Here is a 16,664-nt window from a genome sequence, read left to right as displayed (position 1 = left end):
TTAGTATACGAATCTTACAGCTAAAAGGTTTCATTCATTATGTAAGGGGTGCATGATGGCAACTTTTGAACTTCTTTCGGTTCTTATATTCATCATTATACAGAAAAAGATACAGATCTCTCAAAATTCTTGAGGAGCTGTACCTTTTCTGGTTGATCAACCTTTTCAATGATTTTACATAACACCGTCTCGTTGCTTGTTACATCTAACCCCCTCAGGTAAAGTGGATTAGTTCAAGCTGTTCAAATGTGTTTTAATTTGCTCATTCAAGCTCAATGCATTTAAAATGACTGTCAGTGCCTCTGCACGTGTCGAGTTGCCTTTCGGATCAAATGTCCCATTTGACCTTCCGCTGATAATGCCAGCTTTTGCGGCATGTTTGATTTGATTCGCGGCGAAAGAACTTACGTTAGACATATCTGTGAAGTCCCCTTTTGCATCATCTTTGGAAACTTCACTTAAGTTGACAATGCGGGACAGAATGATGACCATTTCTTCACGGCTAATCGTTCTATCCGGCCTGAAGGTACCGTCTTTGTGTCCGGTAATCACTCCTGCAGCTACCAGTTTGTTAATCTCATTTTTAGCCCAATGATTGTTAATATCTTTCAATTTAACCCCACCATTAGCACTGCCGTTAACTTCGAATACGCGACCAATAATCGCTGCAAACTCAGCGCGTGTGATTTGATTGTTCGGACGGAACGTTCCATCCTTAAACCCAGCGACCACATTCAGTTTCACGAACGTAGCAACGTTCTTTTCTGCCCAATGTCCTTTCAAGTCAGCCAGGTTAATCTGATCATTAGATTTCTTAGCTTCCTCTACCTTAGTCTTAATCGCCTCAATTAAGTTTTCTTCATTTATAACATTACTTTTGAATACATGATCTTTTGGTTCTGGTGTTGGTTCTGGTTTAGGTGTCGGCTTTGGTTCTGGTGTTAGAGTTGGTACTGACGGAATTTCATCGACATTACCGTTCCTCTTTGACACTGTTACACCATGGGAGGCACCACCTACCTGCTGCTCTTTCCCTTGTTCGTTTGCAATCACAACGTTATCTATCGATATTATCGTTTTATCAGAAGCTTGCGTACTCGTTTTGCCCGTAAAATGGAATGCGAGCAAATCACCTTGCGTAGGAACGTCCGCCCCCATGCTAGCAGCCATGACTCGAATTTGTCCCGGCGCTGTCTCCTTTTGTTCGATGACTTGGAATTCGTCCGACAGCGATGTAATCGAATCGAGCTTCAAAACCTTCGGATCATAGTGCAGCGTCAAATCTTGAGCAAACAGCGATTGGTGTTCGCCGTTCAGTCCCATCTTCAGATTGAACGTTTCGCCAGTAGCCACCTTTTCAGGTCCAGTTATAACTGTTTGTGGCTTTTCCGAAGGTGTCGATTCTAACAATACATTGATTTCTGCAGCCGATACCCAGCCATTTTCAGCCGCTGTCGCTTCGAGCTTGATATGGGATGCGTCTGTCGGATCAAAAGTTGCTACTTTCTCAGCAGCGTCTTTCGCCCAATTTCCACTTGCAACTTCGGTAAAAGTCACTCCATCTGTACTTACATAGATCGTATAGGCCGTTATAGTCCCATTAAGACCGGACTGCCTTGGCAAATACGCTAACTGGTTAATGTTGTACGTTCCTCCGAGGTTTACTGTAATCGATTGTGGAAGTACATCAGATTTATCCCACTTGGAATGCCAAAAGCTTTGTGTATTGCCGTCAATTGCATTGGATGCTGAATTATCTTCACCTTCTGTTTCCTCACTTGTCGCCGTTGCTGTCATTTGTGACTGAGCGATTTTATTAACCGTTACGTTCATGCTTGTTGTCAAAGGTAAGTCATTTGGATTTTCCACACCAATTGGCAGTGTGATAGCGCCATTTACAGTAAAGGTCTGTACAGTCGTTTGATCAGGATCATAGTTTGACGCCTCTACATCCCATGCTACTTTGGCTTCGCCAATACCACCATCGGTAACCACGGATACGGTCCTTGGCAATCCAAGGGCATCTGCTGTCTTCGCCGCTCCGATTGCTACCCCTGTTTTGTCAGCAGGTGCAGTGATGCTCTTTAAATTAACATCTTCAGGCGTAATGTCGATGTCCTGTGACGAGCGATTATACATGGAATCCGCAGTGAATACGCGGAGTGTGTACGGAATAATTGACGACACCCCTGTAATCTTGTATTCCCTGTGCTCATCGAAAGGCTTGTCTAACGGAAGCGAGAGACTGTTGAATGATTTGTCAACTTCCCCCGTAAGCTTGTTGATCAGCTGTACATTGTATTCCAACACACGTACATTATCTTCGGCTTGCTTCATCGTAAAAGTAAGCTCGTTGTTTTCGAAGGATTTGATTGTAATAGCCTCATCAAATTGCGGAGCGATGAGTTCTCTGGAATCGCTCTTGTTATACGTAAAAGCATCTTTTCCTTCACCGACGTTCATTACAAAAGGTACCCCTACAAACTCTTCTGTGTTTAAATTATACTGTTTGAGGATAACTTTTGTGTCGTATACCTCTAAGAAATTCGCGATGCGAGGTGCAGTTTTGTAATTGATATACGAACCTTCTATATATCCGCCGTACGGACCGCCATCAATATAACTGGAATATGACGTCGAACCGGCTTCAAGATACGTAGCCTCACCTTGATAGAGAGAACGTTCGTCGGTCGGGTCGAAATGCGTATGACCTGACATATATAGCACCTGAGACAAATCATTATTCGCAATATATTTACCCACATTATTACTTGCTCCACTACTCCATGCTGACGACCACGTCGTTCCACTTACTGGAAAGTGGGAAGAGACAAATAGAGGTTTTGTTGGATCGTAATCCTCTTCTTTTTTGATGTCATCAAGAAATTTTTTAGCTTTGCCTGACGTGTTTTCATTGTCATAATTGCCGTCAAAACCTACAAAATTGTATCCTTTTACTTTAACCCGATAAGCATCGTTAAAGAAATTGTTATCGTATGAGTTCGTTTCTTCATTCCACGCACCCGCCGAACCTTCAGGAATTAATTTTTCGGCGCCGCCCATATCATGATTACCCCTTATCATATAAAACTCGGTATTATCAAATAACCCTTCACTTTCAAGTTTTTCGTATACGCCTGTCAAATCACCCATCCACTTATATTCGATGGCATTGTTACCACCTGTAACATCTCCAGTCAGAAACATTACATCAGCTTGCGGGAATATTTTCAGTTCTTTTCTGAAATTTCCTTCCACACGCGCGATTGCATCGGGATTACCACTGATTTCGGCGTCGCTATCCACAATCACATTTAAATCAGCCGGCGTTTCTGTTTTGTTACTTTTTTCATAAATGAAGATTGCGTTGGTTAGTTCACGTTCATAATAATTGAGCGTTTCCTGTGTAAATAACTGTTCTTTTTGCGTTGTTGCAACTGTATTTGCTGTCGTATACACTTTTTGCAAATAATTAAAATCAGTTTCGCTGAAGCCCTTGTCGAGGCCGTCTGCTAGGATTGATTTCGCTTTTGCGATTGTGTCGCTTAGTGCAGTCAAATCTACTTGATTGACATCGTAACGATGATAATTCGTTTTAACTGCATCGCTGCTGATTGCACCTTTCCAAATCTTCAGCTCATCGATAGCGAATGCATTTCCGCCAAGGTTGCCCACTCCATCCGAACCGATATGTAATCCGTTCGATGTATCTAATGATCCGTACTTCAGCGTCGTTTCGGCCATTTGGTAACCATCAATATACATCGATGCGAGCATTTTCTCTCTGTCTACCACATAGGTTACATAGCGCCATTTGGCTGCTTCAAATGTGTCGCGACCAAAGGATATGTTCTTTTCTTTTGCGGTCGGGAATCCGAGATTCATTTTGACCGCATTAGCTGATGTGTAAATCGCCCAACCCGCGTTAGAGCCACTACTAAAATCCTTGTTGGATAAGATGACCTGATTATCGTTCGTATCGCCCTTATACCAAAAAGATACAGTAAAACTATCCTCACCAAAACCTAAGCTTTGCTTCGTACTGACGTTATTGCCGTTTCCATTTTCGATACGCAGCGCCTTGTTCCCAGGCACTACACCGTCTACGAAACTATAATTTCCTTTTCTAATCAACTCTTCTTGGTCTACATCGTTCTTTAAGTCGTTATCGAATGTAATCGATGCCATCAGGGAGTCGTCATTTAACATGTTGTTCATTGTCGTTGCAGTGGTACTGTCGACATTTTTAAGGTTTTCCGCGTTTACGGCAGGTGATAACATACCGAACATCATCGTCATTGCTAGCGTACATGATACAATTCTTTTCATTATTGGGTAACCTCCTAATGTAAGTACGGGCTGTTGTACAGCTAAATGTTCGATTTACGCCAGCATCATCGTGTGAAAGGCCATAGATTCTCCCCCACAAACGTTACTTTCAAATCGTTTGCAAAATATATTTATCGTAGAATCGCTTTGGCTACGATTTCGAGGTCTACACGATCAACCTTATCATCGTGATTCACATCGGCTTTTTCATTCCAGCCCTCTTGCTCTGGTTGTTTACCGAATCCACCTGCAACGATAGCCAAATCCCCAACAGTGATTCTTTCATCTCCATTGACATCTGCGCTTATTTTCTGATTGTCAAACACCTGAATAGCCGATTTCAATGCAGCTTTCGCACTTTTCACCTGCTCCTCTGTAGCATTCGCATCATTTACAATCTCATTGGCCGCATCAATAGCCGACTGCAATTGAGCTTTCGAGCCAGCTGCATACAGACCATCCTCGTTGCCTTCCACTGCTGCATCGTACTTGGCCTCAGCACTTTCGATTATGTTTTGTAACGTCAAATCTGACTCTACTGTCACATTGGCTGTAGCCATAAAATTTCCATCAGCCGTTGTTACTGTCACCATTGCCGATCCAGCGCTATTGCCAACTAGCGCAACGCTACCGTCTGTTGAAGTGATAGATACTACAGCAGGATTGCTACTTTCCCACGCAACTTGGGTATCGTTTGCATTAGCAGGTGTAACAGTAGCCGTTACTGTTTGGGTTTCGCCTTCCGTCATGATGACAGTCTGTTGATCTAGCGTCACGCCATTAACAAGGACGCGTTGAACGACTTCGAATGTCTTGCGATCTACTATCGTATAGCCGTCATCAAGCATATAAAGCGCATCGTAAGTACCTGGGGCTAGCCCATTGTTCACATTAACTTTTCCGTCTCCAGACTTTAAATAACTCCATCTCAGCGATACGCCAGAAGCTGGAGGAACATCTCCGGTTTGATAGATGCCGACCCAATCCGTCCCGCTAGCACCCGCCCCTGTATACGATAGGCTGATAGCATCCCCTTGAAGATACTGAAGATTGTCCATGGTTAACGTCTGATCGGAAGCCGCCTTAACGACAGGTATGAAAGATGTAGCGGACAAGCTAACAATCGACATCATGACTAACGCGACATAACTGATTAGACGCAACATTTTTCGATTTCGTTTATTGTTCATTGGGCAATCCTCATTTCTACTATTTTTTTCATTTTCATATGCATGTGGTTGTCTCATGGAAATACTTGAATCCTATGAAGAAACTTTTTTAGTTTTATGCATCCACTTATACATGATCTGGAAAGCCTAATGTGTTCAGTAAAGACCATTTCACTCCGTACGCACCACCCCCCAATGTACTGGTACCCTTTGAAAAATAAATTTGCCTAACCAGAGTGCACAATCCCCTACCTTTTTCGGAACCGCAAGCTCTGGCTCGAAAAACAATTTTCGTTTTTACAAACATTTCCTTTTGAGTAGTCAAAATCTTCTTTATGTACAAATCAAATTGTATGTTATATCCAAATTTAATAGGTTACATGCGTGTAAATCTCTAATGAAGCTTTTGTAAAGGAAAATTTTATGCTCGTAGACACATACAAAATAGGCCCATGCTTAGTTGCACGGACCTTGATAAAACGATTGGCGCACATCTTGAAAACTAAACCAAGGAAGAAATACTCTTCATCCCCTAGTTAAAGTTATATATTTTATATCCTCCATTAGAGCTTTTTCTTCTAAAAAGGAAGACGCCATCCAACATACATCGGATAGCGCCTTGATATTTTGAATAGTTCTATTAAGGGTTCGTCGACCAAAGTCCAGCATGTTTTAATACAACACGTGGATGAAGTTTGAGCTGGGCAACCATTAAGTCTGCTAAATCTTCTGCTTGCATCACTGTTTCTGGATTACCGTCTGTTAAATTTAGCTCAACAGCCATATCTGTTGCAACCGTACTTGGCGTTAACGTAGTAACGCGAATATTTTTCTTACGCACTTCAAGCATTAATGACTCACTTAGTCCGATAACTGCAGCTTTTGAAGCCGAGTATGCACTTGTAATTGGTGCACCTTTTTGGCCAGCTGTTGATGAGATATTAATGATATCGCCTGTGTTACGCTCTATCATTTCTGGTAATACCGCACGCGTTGTATAATACACACCATTAACGTTGACATCGATAATATTTGTCCATTCTTCAGGCGTTAAGTCCATGAAGCTACCGAATTTTGAAATGCCGGCATTATTTACTAAAATATCGATTGCACCAAGCTCACCACGAATTGATTCAACAGCTGCAGTGATAGAGTCTAAATCCGCTACATTCGCGCAAGCGATTGCTACCTTCACATCATACTGTTTAAGTTCCTCTGCAACTTGTTGTAAATTTTCAAGCGTACGTCCAACAAGACCTACGTGAATACCTTCCTGCGCGAAAGCTACTGCTGTTGCACGTCCAATTCCACGCCCTGCCCCTGTAATTAATGCTACTTTTCCTGAGATTGTTTGCATGTTTTTTGCTCCTTTAGATGAGTTAGATTTATTTTTGACGAAATAAAGTGTAATAGACTAAAAAAATTAATACTTGAGTAAGCCACGTTTGATAAAACTGTTCTGATGGTATACTTAATTACGCGGTTTTACTCGGATATAATTCATCTTTAAGACTAACTTCATTCTACCTACAGTTTTCTCTATTGTGAAGAACGCACTTTTTTGTGCGGAGGTTACCAAATGGTTACTACTATAAAAAAGGAGTTACTATCCATGTCAGATACATTAAGAAATGAGATCCAAGAAAGAATATTAAATCGTGATTATCATTGTGAAAAAGAACTTACATTATCGATTATTAGTGGGAAATGGAAAGTCGTTATTTTGTGGCATTTAGGTGTAGAAGGGACACATCGATTCAGCGAACTTCAAAGGCTTTTCCCAAAAGTATCCCACAAAATATTATCAAACCAATTACGTGACTTGATAGAAGATGGAATTGTTCATAGAGAAGTGATTCCAGAAGTTCCTCCGAAAGTCGAATATTCAATGACAGAACTTGGGATGACATTACTACCAATCGTTGAAATGATGTATGATTGGGGAAAAAAACGTATAGAACAAATTAAACAAGAAGTCGATTATGTGGAGGAATAAAAGCAACTAGGGAATTTCAGATTTTATAAATTGCCTGTGCTGTTAGCAAAATACATAACCTAGAAGAAAACCATCGCTCATAATGGATGATAAATGCGATGGTTTTCTCTCGAGTTATATAGCTATTGGAGAAGGTGATTTTTGTATGGGGATAGTCCCTACAGCAACATTGTGTCTCCATAAAAAAATGTTCGAATGGTTCAAAATCCAATGGATACCTGACACCTTTCATAATGATAAAATAAGGCCCTATCACAACTTAAAATTGTAATAGAACCTTTATTGATTAGTAGTACACTTGGTTAAACGCCAAATTTCTGTCTGTATCCGCACTTCCTACACAATTCTTCAACCGCTTCTCTTCTAGAAAAACCATCAACCAGATTATTTGCTCGTTCTCCGTCAACAATTTCAGCAAAAGATTTCTCTTTGACATTACCCAAGTTAATGACGCCTTCTCCATCAAGACAACAAGGGACAACTGTTCCATCTACCAAAATGGCTGCTTGACTGCGAAGCGCATGACAAAATCCTTTGCCTTCATCCTCAGGCGCCAGTAGACTAGGCCAACGGAATTCATGGTCCTGATTGAGATAAACGTTCTTCGTAATTTTCACGCCTTTACCTGGCTGTACTTTTTCTTCAATCTTGAAGTCTAAGTTATACTCATTCTCCAGAATTTCTAATGTTTCACGGTTTCTTCTCTTCGCTAAGTCATTTGCATGTTCTTGTTGAAGATTCCATAAGCGATACGAAATAATCGTATTATATTCCTTAGCCTCACGTACAAATTCAAGAATATCGCCCAAGTACTTTTCTCGATTTTCAGAGCCCTCATGTCCGTCAAAGCTGTGTAGCGAAAAGTTTATTTGACGCAGAGCTGGTTTACCCAGTAATTTCTTAGCATTTTTTTTAATAAGCGTCCCATTCGTCGTGATATTCACCTTGAATCCCTTGGCGTGGGCAGCATCCAATAATTGATCGATTCGTGGATGCATAAGAGGTTCACCTTTAACATGAAGATAAATATACTTCGTGTGTGGCCTTATCTGATCTAAGATGTCATTAAATGCATCTAGTTTGATAATTTTTGCTTCTCGAATCGTTGGAGGACAGAAGCTACAAGCCAGATTACACACACTTATGATTTCGACATACACCTTTTTAAATGTTTTCAAGATTTATTCACCATTCCAGTTCTGTAGTTATCAATAGATTCTTATTCACTTTACCAAAGTTTAATAGCTTTGAGGGCAGATTTCAATTTATTGTTGGTACCTGTGTCACAATTGAGCGAGTTTGATTAGCCGGTACGGAGAATTCATCCCTTCAACCTAAAAAAGGCGCAGAGATTCACTTGGGAATCCCTGCGCTGTCGTTTGTTATTTCATATCAGATGTTGACTGTACAAGCTTATGTTGCTCGATAAACCCTTTTAAAATTCCGCTTAAATTTGGGCTACCAACTTCATCTAAATCATAATGTACACGCGTATACGGCTTATTAATCGAAATAATTCGAGATAAATCCATCGGTGTTCCAATGATCACGGCATCACAGTCAGCATTATTGATGGTTTCTTCAAGATCCTTCAATTGCTGTTCGCCGTACCCCATCGCTGGAAGGACGTTTTGAATATGTTGATATTTGTTAAACGTTTCGATTAATGAACCTACCGCAAACGGACGTGCGTCAATGATTTCCTTCGCGCCTAAACGTTCAGCCGCAACCGTACCCGCACCAATTTTCATCTCTCCGTGTGTCAATGTAGGCCCGTCTTCAACAACTAATACACGTTTACCAACAATACTTTCCGGATTGTCTACCGTAATCTTCGACTCCGCTTTAATAATGGTGCTAGTAGGACTCGCAAATTGAATATTATTTTCTACGATTTGAATCGCTTCTGCTGTTGCACTATCAATTTTATTAATGATCGCAACGTCAGCTGTTCGTAAACTCACTTCACCAGGATAGTATTTCAACTCGTGACCTGGACGATGCGGATCCAAGACAGTAACCGCTAAATCTGGCTTGAAGAAAGAGAAATCATTATTTCCTCCGTCCCAAAGAATTACATCACAACCATCCGGATCATTTTCAGCTGCCGCTAAAATATCTGCATAATCCACACCCGCATAGACAATATTTCCACGATCCACATGTGGTTCATACTCTTCCATTTCTTCAATCGTACAATTATGTTTCTTTAAGTCCTCTACTGTCGCAAAACGCTGAACGCGCTGGGCATTTAAATCACCATAAGGCATCGGATGTCTCACTGCCACGACTTTTAAATCATGCTCCAATAACGTTTCAATAATTTTTCGTGACGTTTGACTTTTACCCGTTCCAGTTCGCACTGCGCAAACAGAAATAACCGGTTTATTGCTTTTTAACTGCGTGCCTTTTGGTCCAAGTAGTGTGAAGTTAGCACCTGCTGCATTGACAATCGCACCAATCCCCATCACATCTTCATAACTAATATCACTATAAGCAAACACACATTCATCCACATCTAATTCTTCAATCAACTGTGGTAATTGTTCTTGTGAATAAATCGGAATTCCTTCTGGATATAGTTCACCCGCTAATTCACTTGGATATTTACGTCCATCTATATCAGGTATTTGCGTTGCCGTGAAAGCAACAACATTATATAATTCGTTATCACGATATACTGTATTAAAATTGTGAAAGTCTCTTCCTGCAGCACCGATAATAATTGTATTTTTTCTCTCCATTAGTATCACTCCTGTAATTACAATGTTTTCATGATTATACATCTATATGAATTTTAATACAATAAGTTTTTTGAATATGCACGAAATAAAAAAAAGATACATCACTATTCGCGATGTATCTTCTCTCTTTTAACTTCTCTTCACGTTAACTAACATTTTTCACTTTAAGGATGTCTTTGTGCCACCTAAATTTAGACCCTTAGCGAGCCACGGAAACCCCGGGCAGCATAGTAAGAATCTGCTCCATTGTGATACACAAAGACAGTGTCATAGCGACAATCACAAAAGATCGCCCCACCGAGTTTTCTAATGTTAGCAGGTGTTTCCACCCAGCTTGACGTTTTCAAATCGAAATTCCCAAGTTCCTGCAATCCCCGGTATTGTTCTTCTGTTAAAAGCGCAATACCCATGTCCGCAGCCATATCAATCGCGTTATTTTCTGGTTTATGTTTTTTCCTTGATTCCAACGCTTCCAGATCGTAACAAAAACTTCGACGGCCTTTAGGGCTTTCTGCTGAACAATCATAAAAAATATATTCGCCTGACTGTTCATCATGATCGACAACATCCGGTTCACCACCGGTTATTTCCATCTCATTTAGCGACCAGAGTTTTTCGGCACTCGCTTCTAGCTTTTCTTGAATTTTAGCCCATTCAAGTTCTGCATGGCGATTCATGTTTTTTTCAAAACGAGCTTTCAGTACTTCGAGTAATTCTTCACGTTGTTCTGGTGACAATTCCTTATTTCTTTTTGTCATATCCATTTCCTCCTTATTGTTTGAGACCGAGAAAACTAAACACCAAACTGCGTTAAATGATGGTCCAAGTGCTTATAGATACCTATGCCCCACTGCTCGGCAGTTAGCTTACCGAAAAAGGGATGAGGATGAGTCGTACACTTCTCCGGTCCATTGCGTTGAAATAAGTCGATTTTTTGTTTCAATAATACTTTTTCCTTCTCAAAATCTCTTTCGTCTGTAAATAAAATGGTTGGAATTGTTGACATATCGTGTGGCAATGGCTTGTCATTATACATAATCGATTTCACAAATCCGCCAATCACGATCCCTAGCCATCCTCTCTTTGGGAAAGAATCCCCAGAAGCAATGTCCTGGAATGCAGAGCAGTGAGCCAGCATCTGACCAACATTCATCTTCCCCCAAGATGGTTGTGAATGGGCGCCCAACTTATCGATACGTGCTAAAATTTCAATCGTATGCTTGAGGTCAAAAATATTTTTCATTCTTTGCCTTCCCTTCTACTTGATGAGCGTTTCATAGAAGCCAGCGCATTACAGATAAATTACAGGTAATTAGGAGTTTTAACCAAGCACCCCGGATCAATCCTACTCGATAAAAAAGGCAAAGAATCGATTTTCGTCAATTCCTTACCTTTGTTATATTTCAAATCAAATCTCCAACCAAGCCACACATTCAACATGACTGCTATGCGGGAACATATCCACCGGCTGCACTTCCTGCGTACGATAGCCACCATCTTCAAGGATGCGTAAATCGCGCGCAAGTGTCCCCGGGTTACATGAAACATATACAACGCGTTTCGGCTTGTACTCTAAAATCGTATTCAAAAGCTCTTCGTCACAGCCTTTGCGCGGTGGGTCGACGACTAATACGTCGAATCGTTTACCGTCAGCGTACCACTTCGGAATGACGACTTCTGCCGCCCCTGCTTCGAAATAAGCATTGTCGATGCCATTCAATTCCGCATTACGTTTAGCGTCTTCTATAGCTTGAGGGACGATTTCAACCCCATACACTTCTTTCGCTCGTTGTGCAATGAACAAGGAGATTGTACCGATACCGCAATAGGCATCAATAACAGATTCATTCCCTGTCAATTGTGCATAGTCGAGTGCCTGTCCGTATAATACTTCCGTTTGTTCAGGATTCACTTGGTAGAATGAACGGGCAGATATTTCGAAATCGATGTTGCCGATCGAATCGACAATCACTGGTTTTCCGTGCAATAAAATGGTTTCATCGCCAAAAATGACGTTGGTTTTCTGATCATTGACGTTTTGCATGATAGATGTCACGCCTGGAACGACACGCTTAATCAATTCAATGGCCGCATCTTTTTGCGTGAATTTCTTTTTGCGCGTCACTAACACGACCATCACTTCGCCTGTTGTGCGCCCTTTACGGACGATTAAGTGCCGAAGCATACCTAGATGTGTTCTTTCATCATAAGCATCCATGCCCATCGCGTGTAGTTCATATTTCAACATCGCCATTAGGTCATCTGCTTCGTGACTTTGGATGAGACAGATATCCGTGTCTACGATATGATGTGTGCGTGATTTGTAAAAGCCGGAAACGACTTTGCCATCGCGCTCACTGAAAGGAATCTGTGATTTATTGCGGTAGCGCCAAGGGTCGTCCATTCCTTTGACAGGGTGAACCGGCACATGCGGTAGCTTCGCAACACGGTCCATTACGTCACGTACGGTTTTCCGTTTTTGTACAAGCTGCCCTTCATAGGACAAATGCTGCATCTGACAACCGCCACACTCTGAGAACACATGGCAAGGTGGCTCAACACGGTCTGGCGATGCCTTCGTCACCTTCAACAAACGTGCAAAGCCATAGTTTTTCAACGTTTTACCAACTTGTATATATACCTCTTCACCAGGCAACGCACCCGGGATGAACAGCGGATAACCTTCTACCTTCGCAACACCCGAGCCATCATGCGTTAAGTCCTCTACAAAGACATTCAATTTTTCATTTCTATTTACACTAAAAGACATCATTTTTCCTCCACATTTCAGATGTCTCTAGTTTACCATAGAAACAGGTACACCCGTCTGTAACAGCCCACCGAAAGAAGTCTCCCACTTCTAAACGTTACGGGCGTAGCCCAGTGAAAGTGGGGGATGAATTTCGGCTGGCACCAGTCAGAACATGAATAATTGCGCATTACCGACGAAACATTTGTTTCGTTTATGTTATATCGGGTAGACAAAGTAATGAAACTTCAAAAAGGGGTGAATACGATGATTCGGTGCATGAAAACCGCGTTTCGTGCAGGACAAGAAACCATCCATCGACTATATGAATGTAACCGCGTATCTGCGGACGTCTGGAATCACTGTCTACTCCTTGCAAAAGAAACTCAGTTAGCAACAGGCAAATGGATCACAAAAAGTCAGTTGCAAAAAGGTACAAAAGGGAAATTCCCTATCCACTCACAGTCCATTCAAGCAGTTTGCCACAAATACATCTTTGCGCGTACAGGTGCAAAAAATGCCAGAAAAGTAGGCTGCAACACGAAATATCCATACAAACAAAAGAAAAATTTCAACATAAAATGGGCGAATAACGGCTTCAAGCTATTTGAAAACGGTAAAATCCAGCTGTCTATGGGTGATTTTGAGGGCAAAAGACAAGAACCACTCATCGTATGGATCAAAGCATTACCGAAAGGGCAAATCAAAGAAATTGAGCTAATTTATGACCGTGGACTCATGTTGTCACTGTCTTTTGAAGATGGACAACAAGTACAAGATCATTCTTTCGAGAACCGTGCCGCCATCGATGTCGGCGAAGTCCATACGATTGCGGCAGTTGCCGAAAATGGTGAAAACATTATCATTACGGGACGAAAAGTCCGTTCTTTCCACCAACTACGCAATAAAAAACTGGCTGAACTCCAAAGGAAAATGGCACGATGTAAAAAGTATTCGAAGCAATGGAAAAAATACAATCGCGCCAAGCAATATGTCCTATCCAAAAGCGTCAAACAGTTGCAAGATGCCTTGCATAAATCCACGCGTAATTTTGTGGATTGGTGCATAGCAAATGAAGTGGGTGAAGTCGCATTTGGCGATGTTGACGGCGTCCAGCGCAATACGTCACGCCGCAAAAAGAAAAAAGTACGACACCGCAAAACAAGTCAGAAACTATCCAATTGGTCTTTCGGCAAAGTTGCGAACTATTTAGCATACAAGCTAAAAGCAGAAGGCATCAAATTCAAAAAGCATGATGAGAGCTTTACAACACAACAATGCCCTTGTTGTGCGAGACGCAAAAAAGTGTCTTCGAGAAACTATCGTTGTTCCTGTGGCTACACCAATCATCGAGACATTCACGGTGCTTCAAACTTTTTCACCAAAACGTTCTACGGTGAAATTCGTCTCCTTGATGTTGCCCTAAACAAGACAAAGTATCTACGGATTGCCTAAGTGCAAAAAGTAGTAGACGGCTAGTTCCGGCCCTGTCGCCCCGTCAAAAAGGCGGAACGACTGTTGCCTATCGAATTTGTCGAAACAGACTTCTGTGATACGTCACAAAAAGTATATGCCACCCATATGCTTTGTTGGAGCAGTTTTGGCGATGTAGTAGGAAACCCTCACTTCAAAAACGGAATGTTTTAAGTGGGGAGGTTCATGAAGGTTTACTTTCTTCTTCTAATTTAGCTAGCTCTTCTTCGATTTTCTTCGTATCAATCCGATCGAATAAAGGCTTTACCCCCGTAAACTGATAGGATGATTTCTTGATCACTTGCCACTCGAAGTCCGCTAAGTTCAGCATTCCTTTCACTTCATCACTCGTAGTTGGCAGGAATGGCGATAGTAACTGAGCGGTATTGGCAATGATATGGACACATGTCAGTAATGTATTATCACAAGCCGCTTTATCCTCTGTGAGTTGCTTCCACGGTTGTTCGTGGTCAAAATATTTATTGGCAGAGCGAATGAACTCAAAAACACCATCCAATGCCTGCTTGAAATGCCCCTCTTCAATTAGCTTGCCGACACGGACATATAACTGTTCAATACTCCCTTCAATCGCTACATCTATTTCCCCGGTTGAAATTTGTCCTTCGTATGATTTCTCCAGGAATTTCAATGTCCGGTTGATAAAATTGCCATACGCGCCAAGGAGTTCAGCGTTATGACTGGATATAAATTCTCTCCATGAAAAATCAGTGTCCCGATTTTCTGGCGCATTGGTTGTTAAAAAGTAACGAATTGAATCGGAGTGATAATGTTCTAAAATATACGGAACCCACACTGCCCAGTTGTTACTTGTCGATAACTTCTTTTTTTCAAGCGTCAAATACTCATTGGAAACGATATGTGTCGGTAATGCTGGATTTTTGATCCCTAACAGAATCGCCGGCCAAATGATGGAGTGAAACGGGATATTATCCTTGCCATGGACGTAGTAAGAAATCGTATCTTCACTCCAAAATTCGTTGACATCTTTCCCCGTTTGAGCCGCCCATTCCATACTTGCCGAATAATACCCAGAAACAGCTTCAATCCACACATACACTTTTTTATCTTCGAAACCTTTAACAGGGATACTGACACCATTTGCGATATCTCTGGAGACTGCACGATCTTGTAGTCCTTCTTTCAAATAGCGTTTAGATAATTGAATCGCATTATCCCTCCATACTTTATGGAGTTTGGCAGTCTCGACAACGGCATCCAGTTCATGTTGAAATTGACTTAATTCAAAATAAAAATGCTCGGTTGTTCTCTTCTCTGGCGTATGGCCACAAAGTTTACATACAGGTTTGATCAAATCTAAGGGATCCAAAATCGTGGAACAATTATCACATTGATCGCCTCGTGACTTCGCCCCACAGGTCGGACATTCCCCTTCCACGTAGCGGTCTGGAAGAAACTTTTGGTCATGCTGACAATACATTTGCTCAATTTCTTTTTTATATAAATAGCCATTTTCAAGCAACGTTAAAAAGATTTTTTGTACGGTTTGATGATGATGTGGGCTATCCGTTCTTGTATATAAATCATATGTGAATCCTAATTTCGTAAAGCAATCTGTAAACTCGTTATGGAATCGGTCTGCTATTTCTTTAACTGTGACCCTTTCTTGGTCTGCCCGGATTGAAATAGGCGTTCCGTTACAGTCACTCCCTGATACATACAACACCTTGTCACCTTTCAATCGATAATAACGTGCTAAAATATCCCCCGGTAATAATGCTGCGATGTGCCCTAAGTGCAACGAACCGTTGGCATACGGCCATGCTCCTCCAATAAAAATACTCATGTTAACCTCTCCATTTCTTTAAATAAATAAACGCAAAAAAACCTCGCCCCTATCGAAAAAAATCGATAAGGACGAGGTTTAAAACTCGTGGTACCACCTTAGTTACACAAACAACTCACATTGTCTGCCTCCAAAAGTACAAAGCAAAACTGCTTTTATACTTTGACATTTGTAACAAGTGTCAAATCTTGTCGTAGCCTACTAGTGAGATCACGTTCAGTACGCAGCTCAGAGATCATGTTCAAACGATTAATCCGCTTCATTTCCACCGACAGAAGCTCTCTATAGGACGCCACATTTTACTTTTCCTCTTCATCGCTTTTCATTATTTCTATTCATAATAATGAACTTCCTGAAAAAACGCAAGGAAATTCAACAC

The 16,664-nt window shown here is 41.3% G+C and carries 11 protein-coding genes and 1 other annotated feature; of the genes, 2 read left to right on the top strand and 9 right to left on the bottom strand.

Features of this window, described 5'->3' with window-relative positions:
• Positions 1-228: 228 nt before the first annotated feature.
• The 3 genes from ACIQ0H_RS19580 to ACIQ0H_RS19570 form a co-directional block, all read right to left on the bottom strand.
• A complete protein-coding gene (locus tag ACIQ0H_RS19580; RefSeq protein ID WP_403418601.1) occupies positions 229-4,329 on the bottom strand; it encodes an S-layer homology domain-containing protein in 4,101 nt (1,366 codons plus the stop codon).
• Between the two features lie 131 nt (positions 4,330-4,460).
• Positions 4,461-5,519, bottom strand: a complete 1,059-nt coding sequence (locus tag ACIQ0H_RS19575) for an Ig-like domain-containing protein (RefSeq protein ID WP_403418598.1) — start codon at positions 5,517-5,519, stop codon at positions 4,461-4,463.
• Positions 5,520-6,138: 619 nt separating this feature from the next.
• Positions 6,139-6,855: a 3-ketoacyl-ACP reductase gene (locus ACIQ0H_RS19570; protein WP_403418595.1), complete on the bottom strand. Its 717-nt coding sequence runs from the start codon at positions 6,853-6,855 to the stop codon at positions 6,139-6,141.
• Positions 6,856-7,110: 255 nt separating this feature from the next.
• Here ACIQ0H_RS19570 and ACIQ0H_RS19565 point away from each other — a divergent pair, with 255 nt between their 5' ends.
• Positions 7,111-7,494, top strand: a complete 384-nt coding sequence (locus ACIQ0H_RS19565; protein WP_403418812.1) for a winged helix-turn-helix transcriptional regulator — start codon at positions 7,111-7,113, stop codon at positions 7,492-7,494.
• A gap of 302 nt (positions 7,495-7,796) precedes the next feature.
• Here ACIQ0H_RS19565 and ACIQ0H_RS19560 read toward each other — a convergent pair whose 3' ends face one another.
• The 5 genes from ACIQ0H_RS19560 to rlmD form a co-directional block, all read right to left on the bottom strand.
• Positions 7,797-8,672 carry a radical SAM/SPASM domain-containing protein gene (locus tag ACIQ0H_RS19560; protein ID WP_403418592.1) on the bottom strand — a complete coding sequence of 292 codons (876 nt, stop codon included), beginning with the start codon at positions 8,670-8,672 and terminating at the stop codon, positions 7,797-7,799.
• A gap of 204 nt (positions 8,673-8,876) precedes the next feature.
• Complete coding sequence (locus ACIQ0H_RS19555; protein WP_403418590.1) at positions 8,877-10,238, bottom strand: cyclic 2,3-diphosphoglycerate synthase; 1,362 nt, start codon at positions 10,236-10,238, stop codon at positions 8,877-8,879.
• 191 nt (positions 10,239-10,429) lie between these two features.
• Positions 10,430-10,996: a DUF4256 domain-containing protein gene (locus tag ACIQ0H_RS19550; RefSeq protein ID WP_403418587.1), complete on the bottom strand. Its 567-nt coding sequence runs from the start codon at positions 10,994-10,996 to the stop codon at positions 10,430-10,432.
• A 35-nt stretch (positions 10,997-11,031) separates the two neighbouring features.
• Positions 11,032-11,481, bottom strand: coding sequence for a DUF1569 domain-containing protein (locus tag ACIQ0H_RS19545; RefSeq protein WP_403418584.1), 450 nt, complete (start codon positions 11,479-11,481; stop codon positions 11,032-11,034).
• A 165-nt stretch (positions 11,482-11,646) separates the two neighbouring features.
• Positions 11,647-13,008 carry a 23S rRNA (uracil(1939)-C(5))-methyltransferase RlmD gene (rlmD, locus tag ACIQ0H_RS19540; RefSeq protein WP_403418581.1) on the bottom strand — a complete coding sequence of 454 codons (1,362 nt, stop codon included), beginning with the start codon at positions 13,006-13,008 and terminating at the stop codon, positions 11,647-11,649.
• 246 nt (positions 13,009-13,254) lie between these two features.
• Here rlmD and ACIQ0H_RS19535 point away from each other — a divergent pair, with 246 nt between their 5' ends.
• Positions 13,255-14,442 (top strand): RNA-guided endonuclease InsQ/TnpB family protein, encoded by a 1,188-nt coding sequence (locus ACIQ0H_RS19535; RefSeq protein ID WP_403418578.1) that lies wholly within the window; start codon positions 13,255-13,257, stop codon positions 14,440-14,442.
• 202 nt (positions 14,443-14,644) lie between these two features.
• Here the strand turns inward: ACIQ0H_RS19535 and metG are convergent, their stop codons facing one another.
• On the bottom strand, positions 14,645-16,285 hold the full coding sequence (metG, locus tag ACIQ0H_RS19530) for a methionine--tRNA ligase (protein WP_403418575.1): 1,641 nt from the start codon (positions 16,283-16,285) through the stop codon (positions 14,645-14,647).
• 64 nt (positions 16,286-16,349) lie between these two features.
• Positions 16,350-16,610, bottom strand: a binding site (T-box leader).
• Between the last annotated feature and the right edge of the window lie 54 nt (positions 16,611-16,664).

It is taken from the genome of Sporosarcina sp. NPDC096371 (assembly GCF_044762865.1).
In the GTDB taxonomy this organism is placed as follows: Bacteria; Bacillota; Bacilli; order Bacillales_A; family Planococcaceae; genus Sporosarcina.
The sequence above is the reverse complement of the archived record's forward strand: the minus strand, read 5'-3'. Positions and strand labels throughout refer to the sequence as shown.

Excerpts from the sequence above, each read along its gene's own strand:
- ACIQ0H_RS19580 (WP_403418601.1), bottom strand. The coding sequence starts at position 4,329 with ATGAAAAGAATTGTATCATGTACGCTAGCAATGACGATGATGTTCGGT.
- ACIQ0H_RS19575 (WP_403418598.1), bottom strand. The coding sequence starts at position 5,519 with ATGAACAATAAACGAAATCGAAAAATGTTGCGTCTAATCAGTTATGTC.
- ACIQ0H_RS19570 (WP_403418595.1), bottom strand. The coding sequence starts at position 6,855 with ATGCAAACAATCTCAGGAAAAGTAGCATTAATTACAGGGGCAGGGCGT.
- ACIQ0H_RS19565 (WP_403418812.1), top strand. The coding sequence starts at position 7,111 with ATGTCAGATACATTAAGAAATGAGATCCAAGAAAGAATATTAAATCGT.
- ACIQ0H_RS19555 (WP_403418590.1), bottom strand. The coding sequence starts at position 10,238 with ATGGAGAGAAAAAATACAATTATTATCGGTGCTGCAGGAAGAGACTTT.
- ACIQ0H_RS19550 (WP_403418587.1), bottom strand. The coding sequence starts at position 10,996 with ATGACAAAAAGAAATAAGGAATTGTCACCAGAACAACGTGAAGAATTA.
- ACIQ0H_RS19545 (WP_403418584.1), bottom strand. The coding sequence starts at position 11,481 with ATGAAAAATATTTTTGACCTCAAGCATACGATTGAAATTTTAGCACGT.
- rlmD (WP_403418581.1), bottom strand. The coding sequence starts at position 13,008 with ATGTCTTTTAGTGTAAATAGAAATGAAAAATTGAATGTCTTTGTAGAG.
- ACIQ0H_RS19535 (WP_403418578.1), top strand. The coding sequence starts at position 13,255 with ATGATTCGGTGCATGAAAACCGCGTTTCGTGCAGGACAAGAAACCATC.
- metG (WP_403418575.1), bottom strand. The coding sequence starts at position 16,285 with ATGAGTATTTTTATTGGAGGAGCATGGCCGTATGCCAACGGTTCGTTG.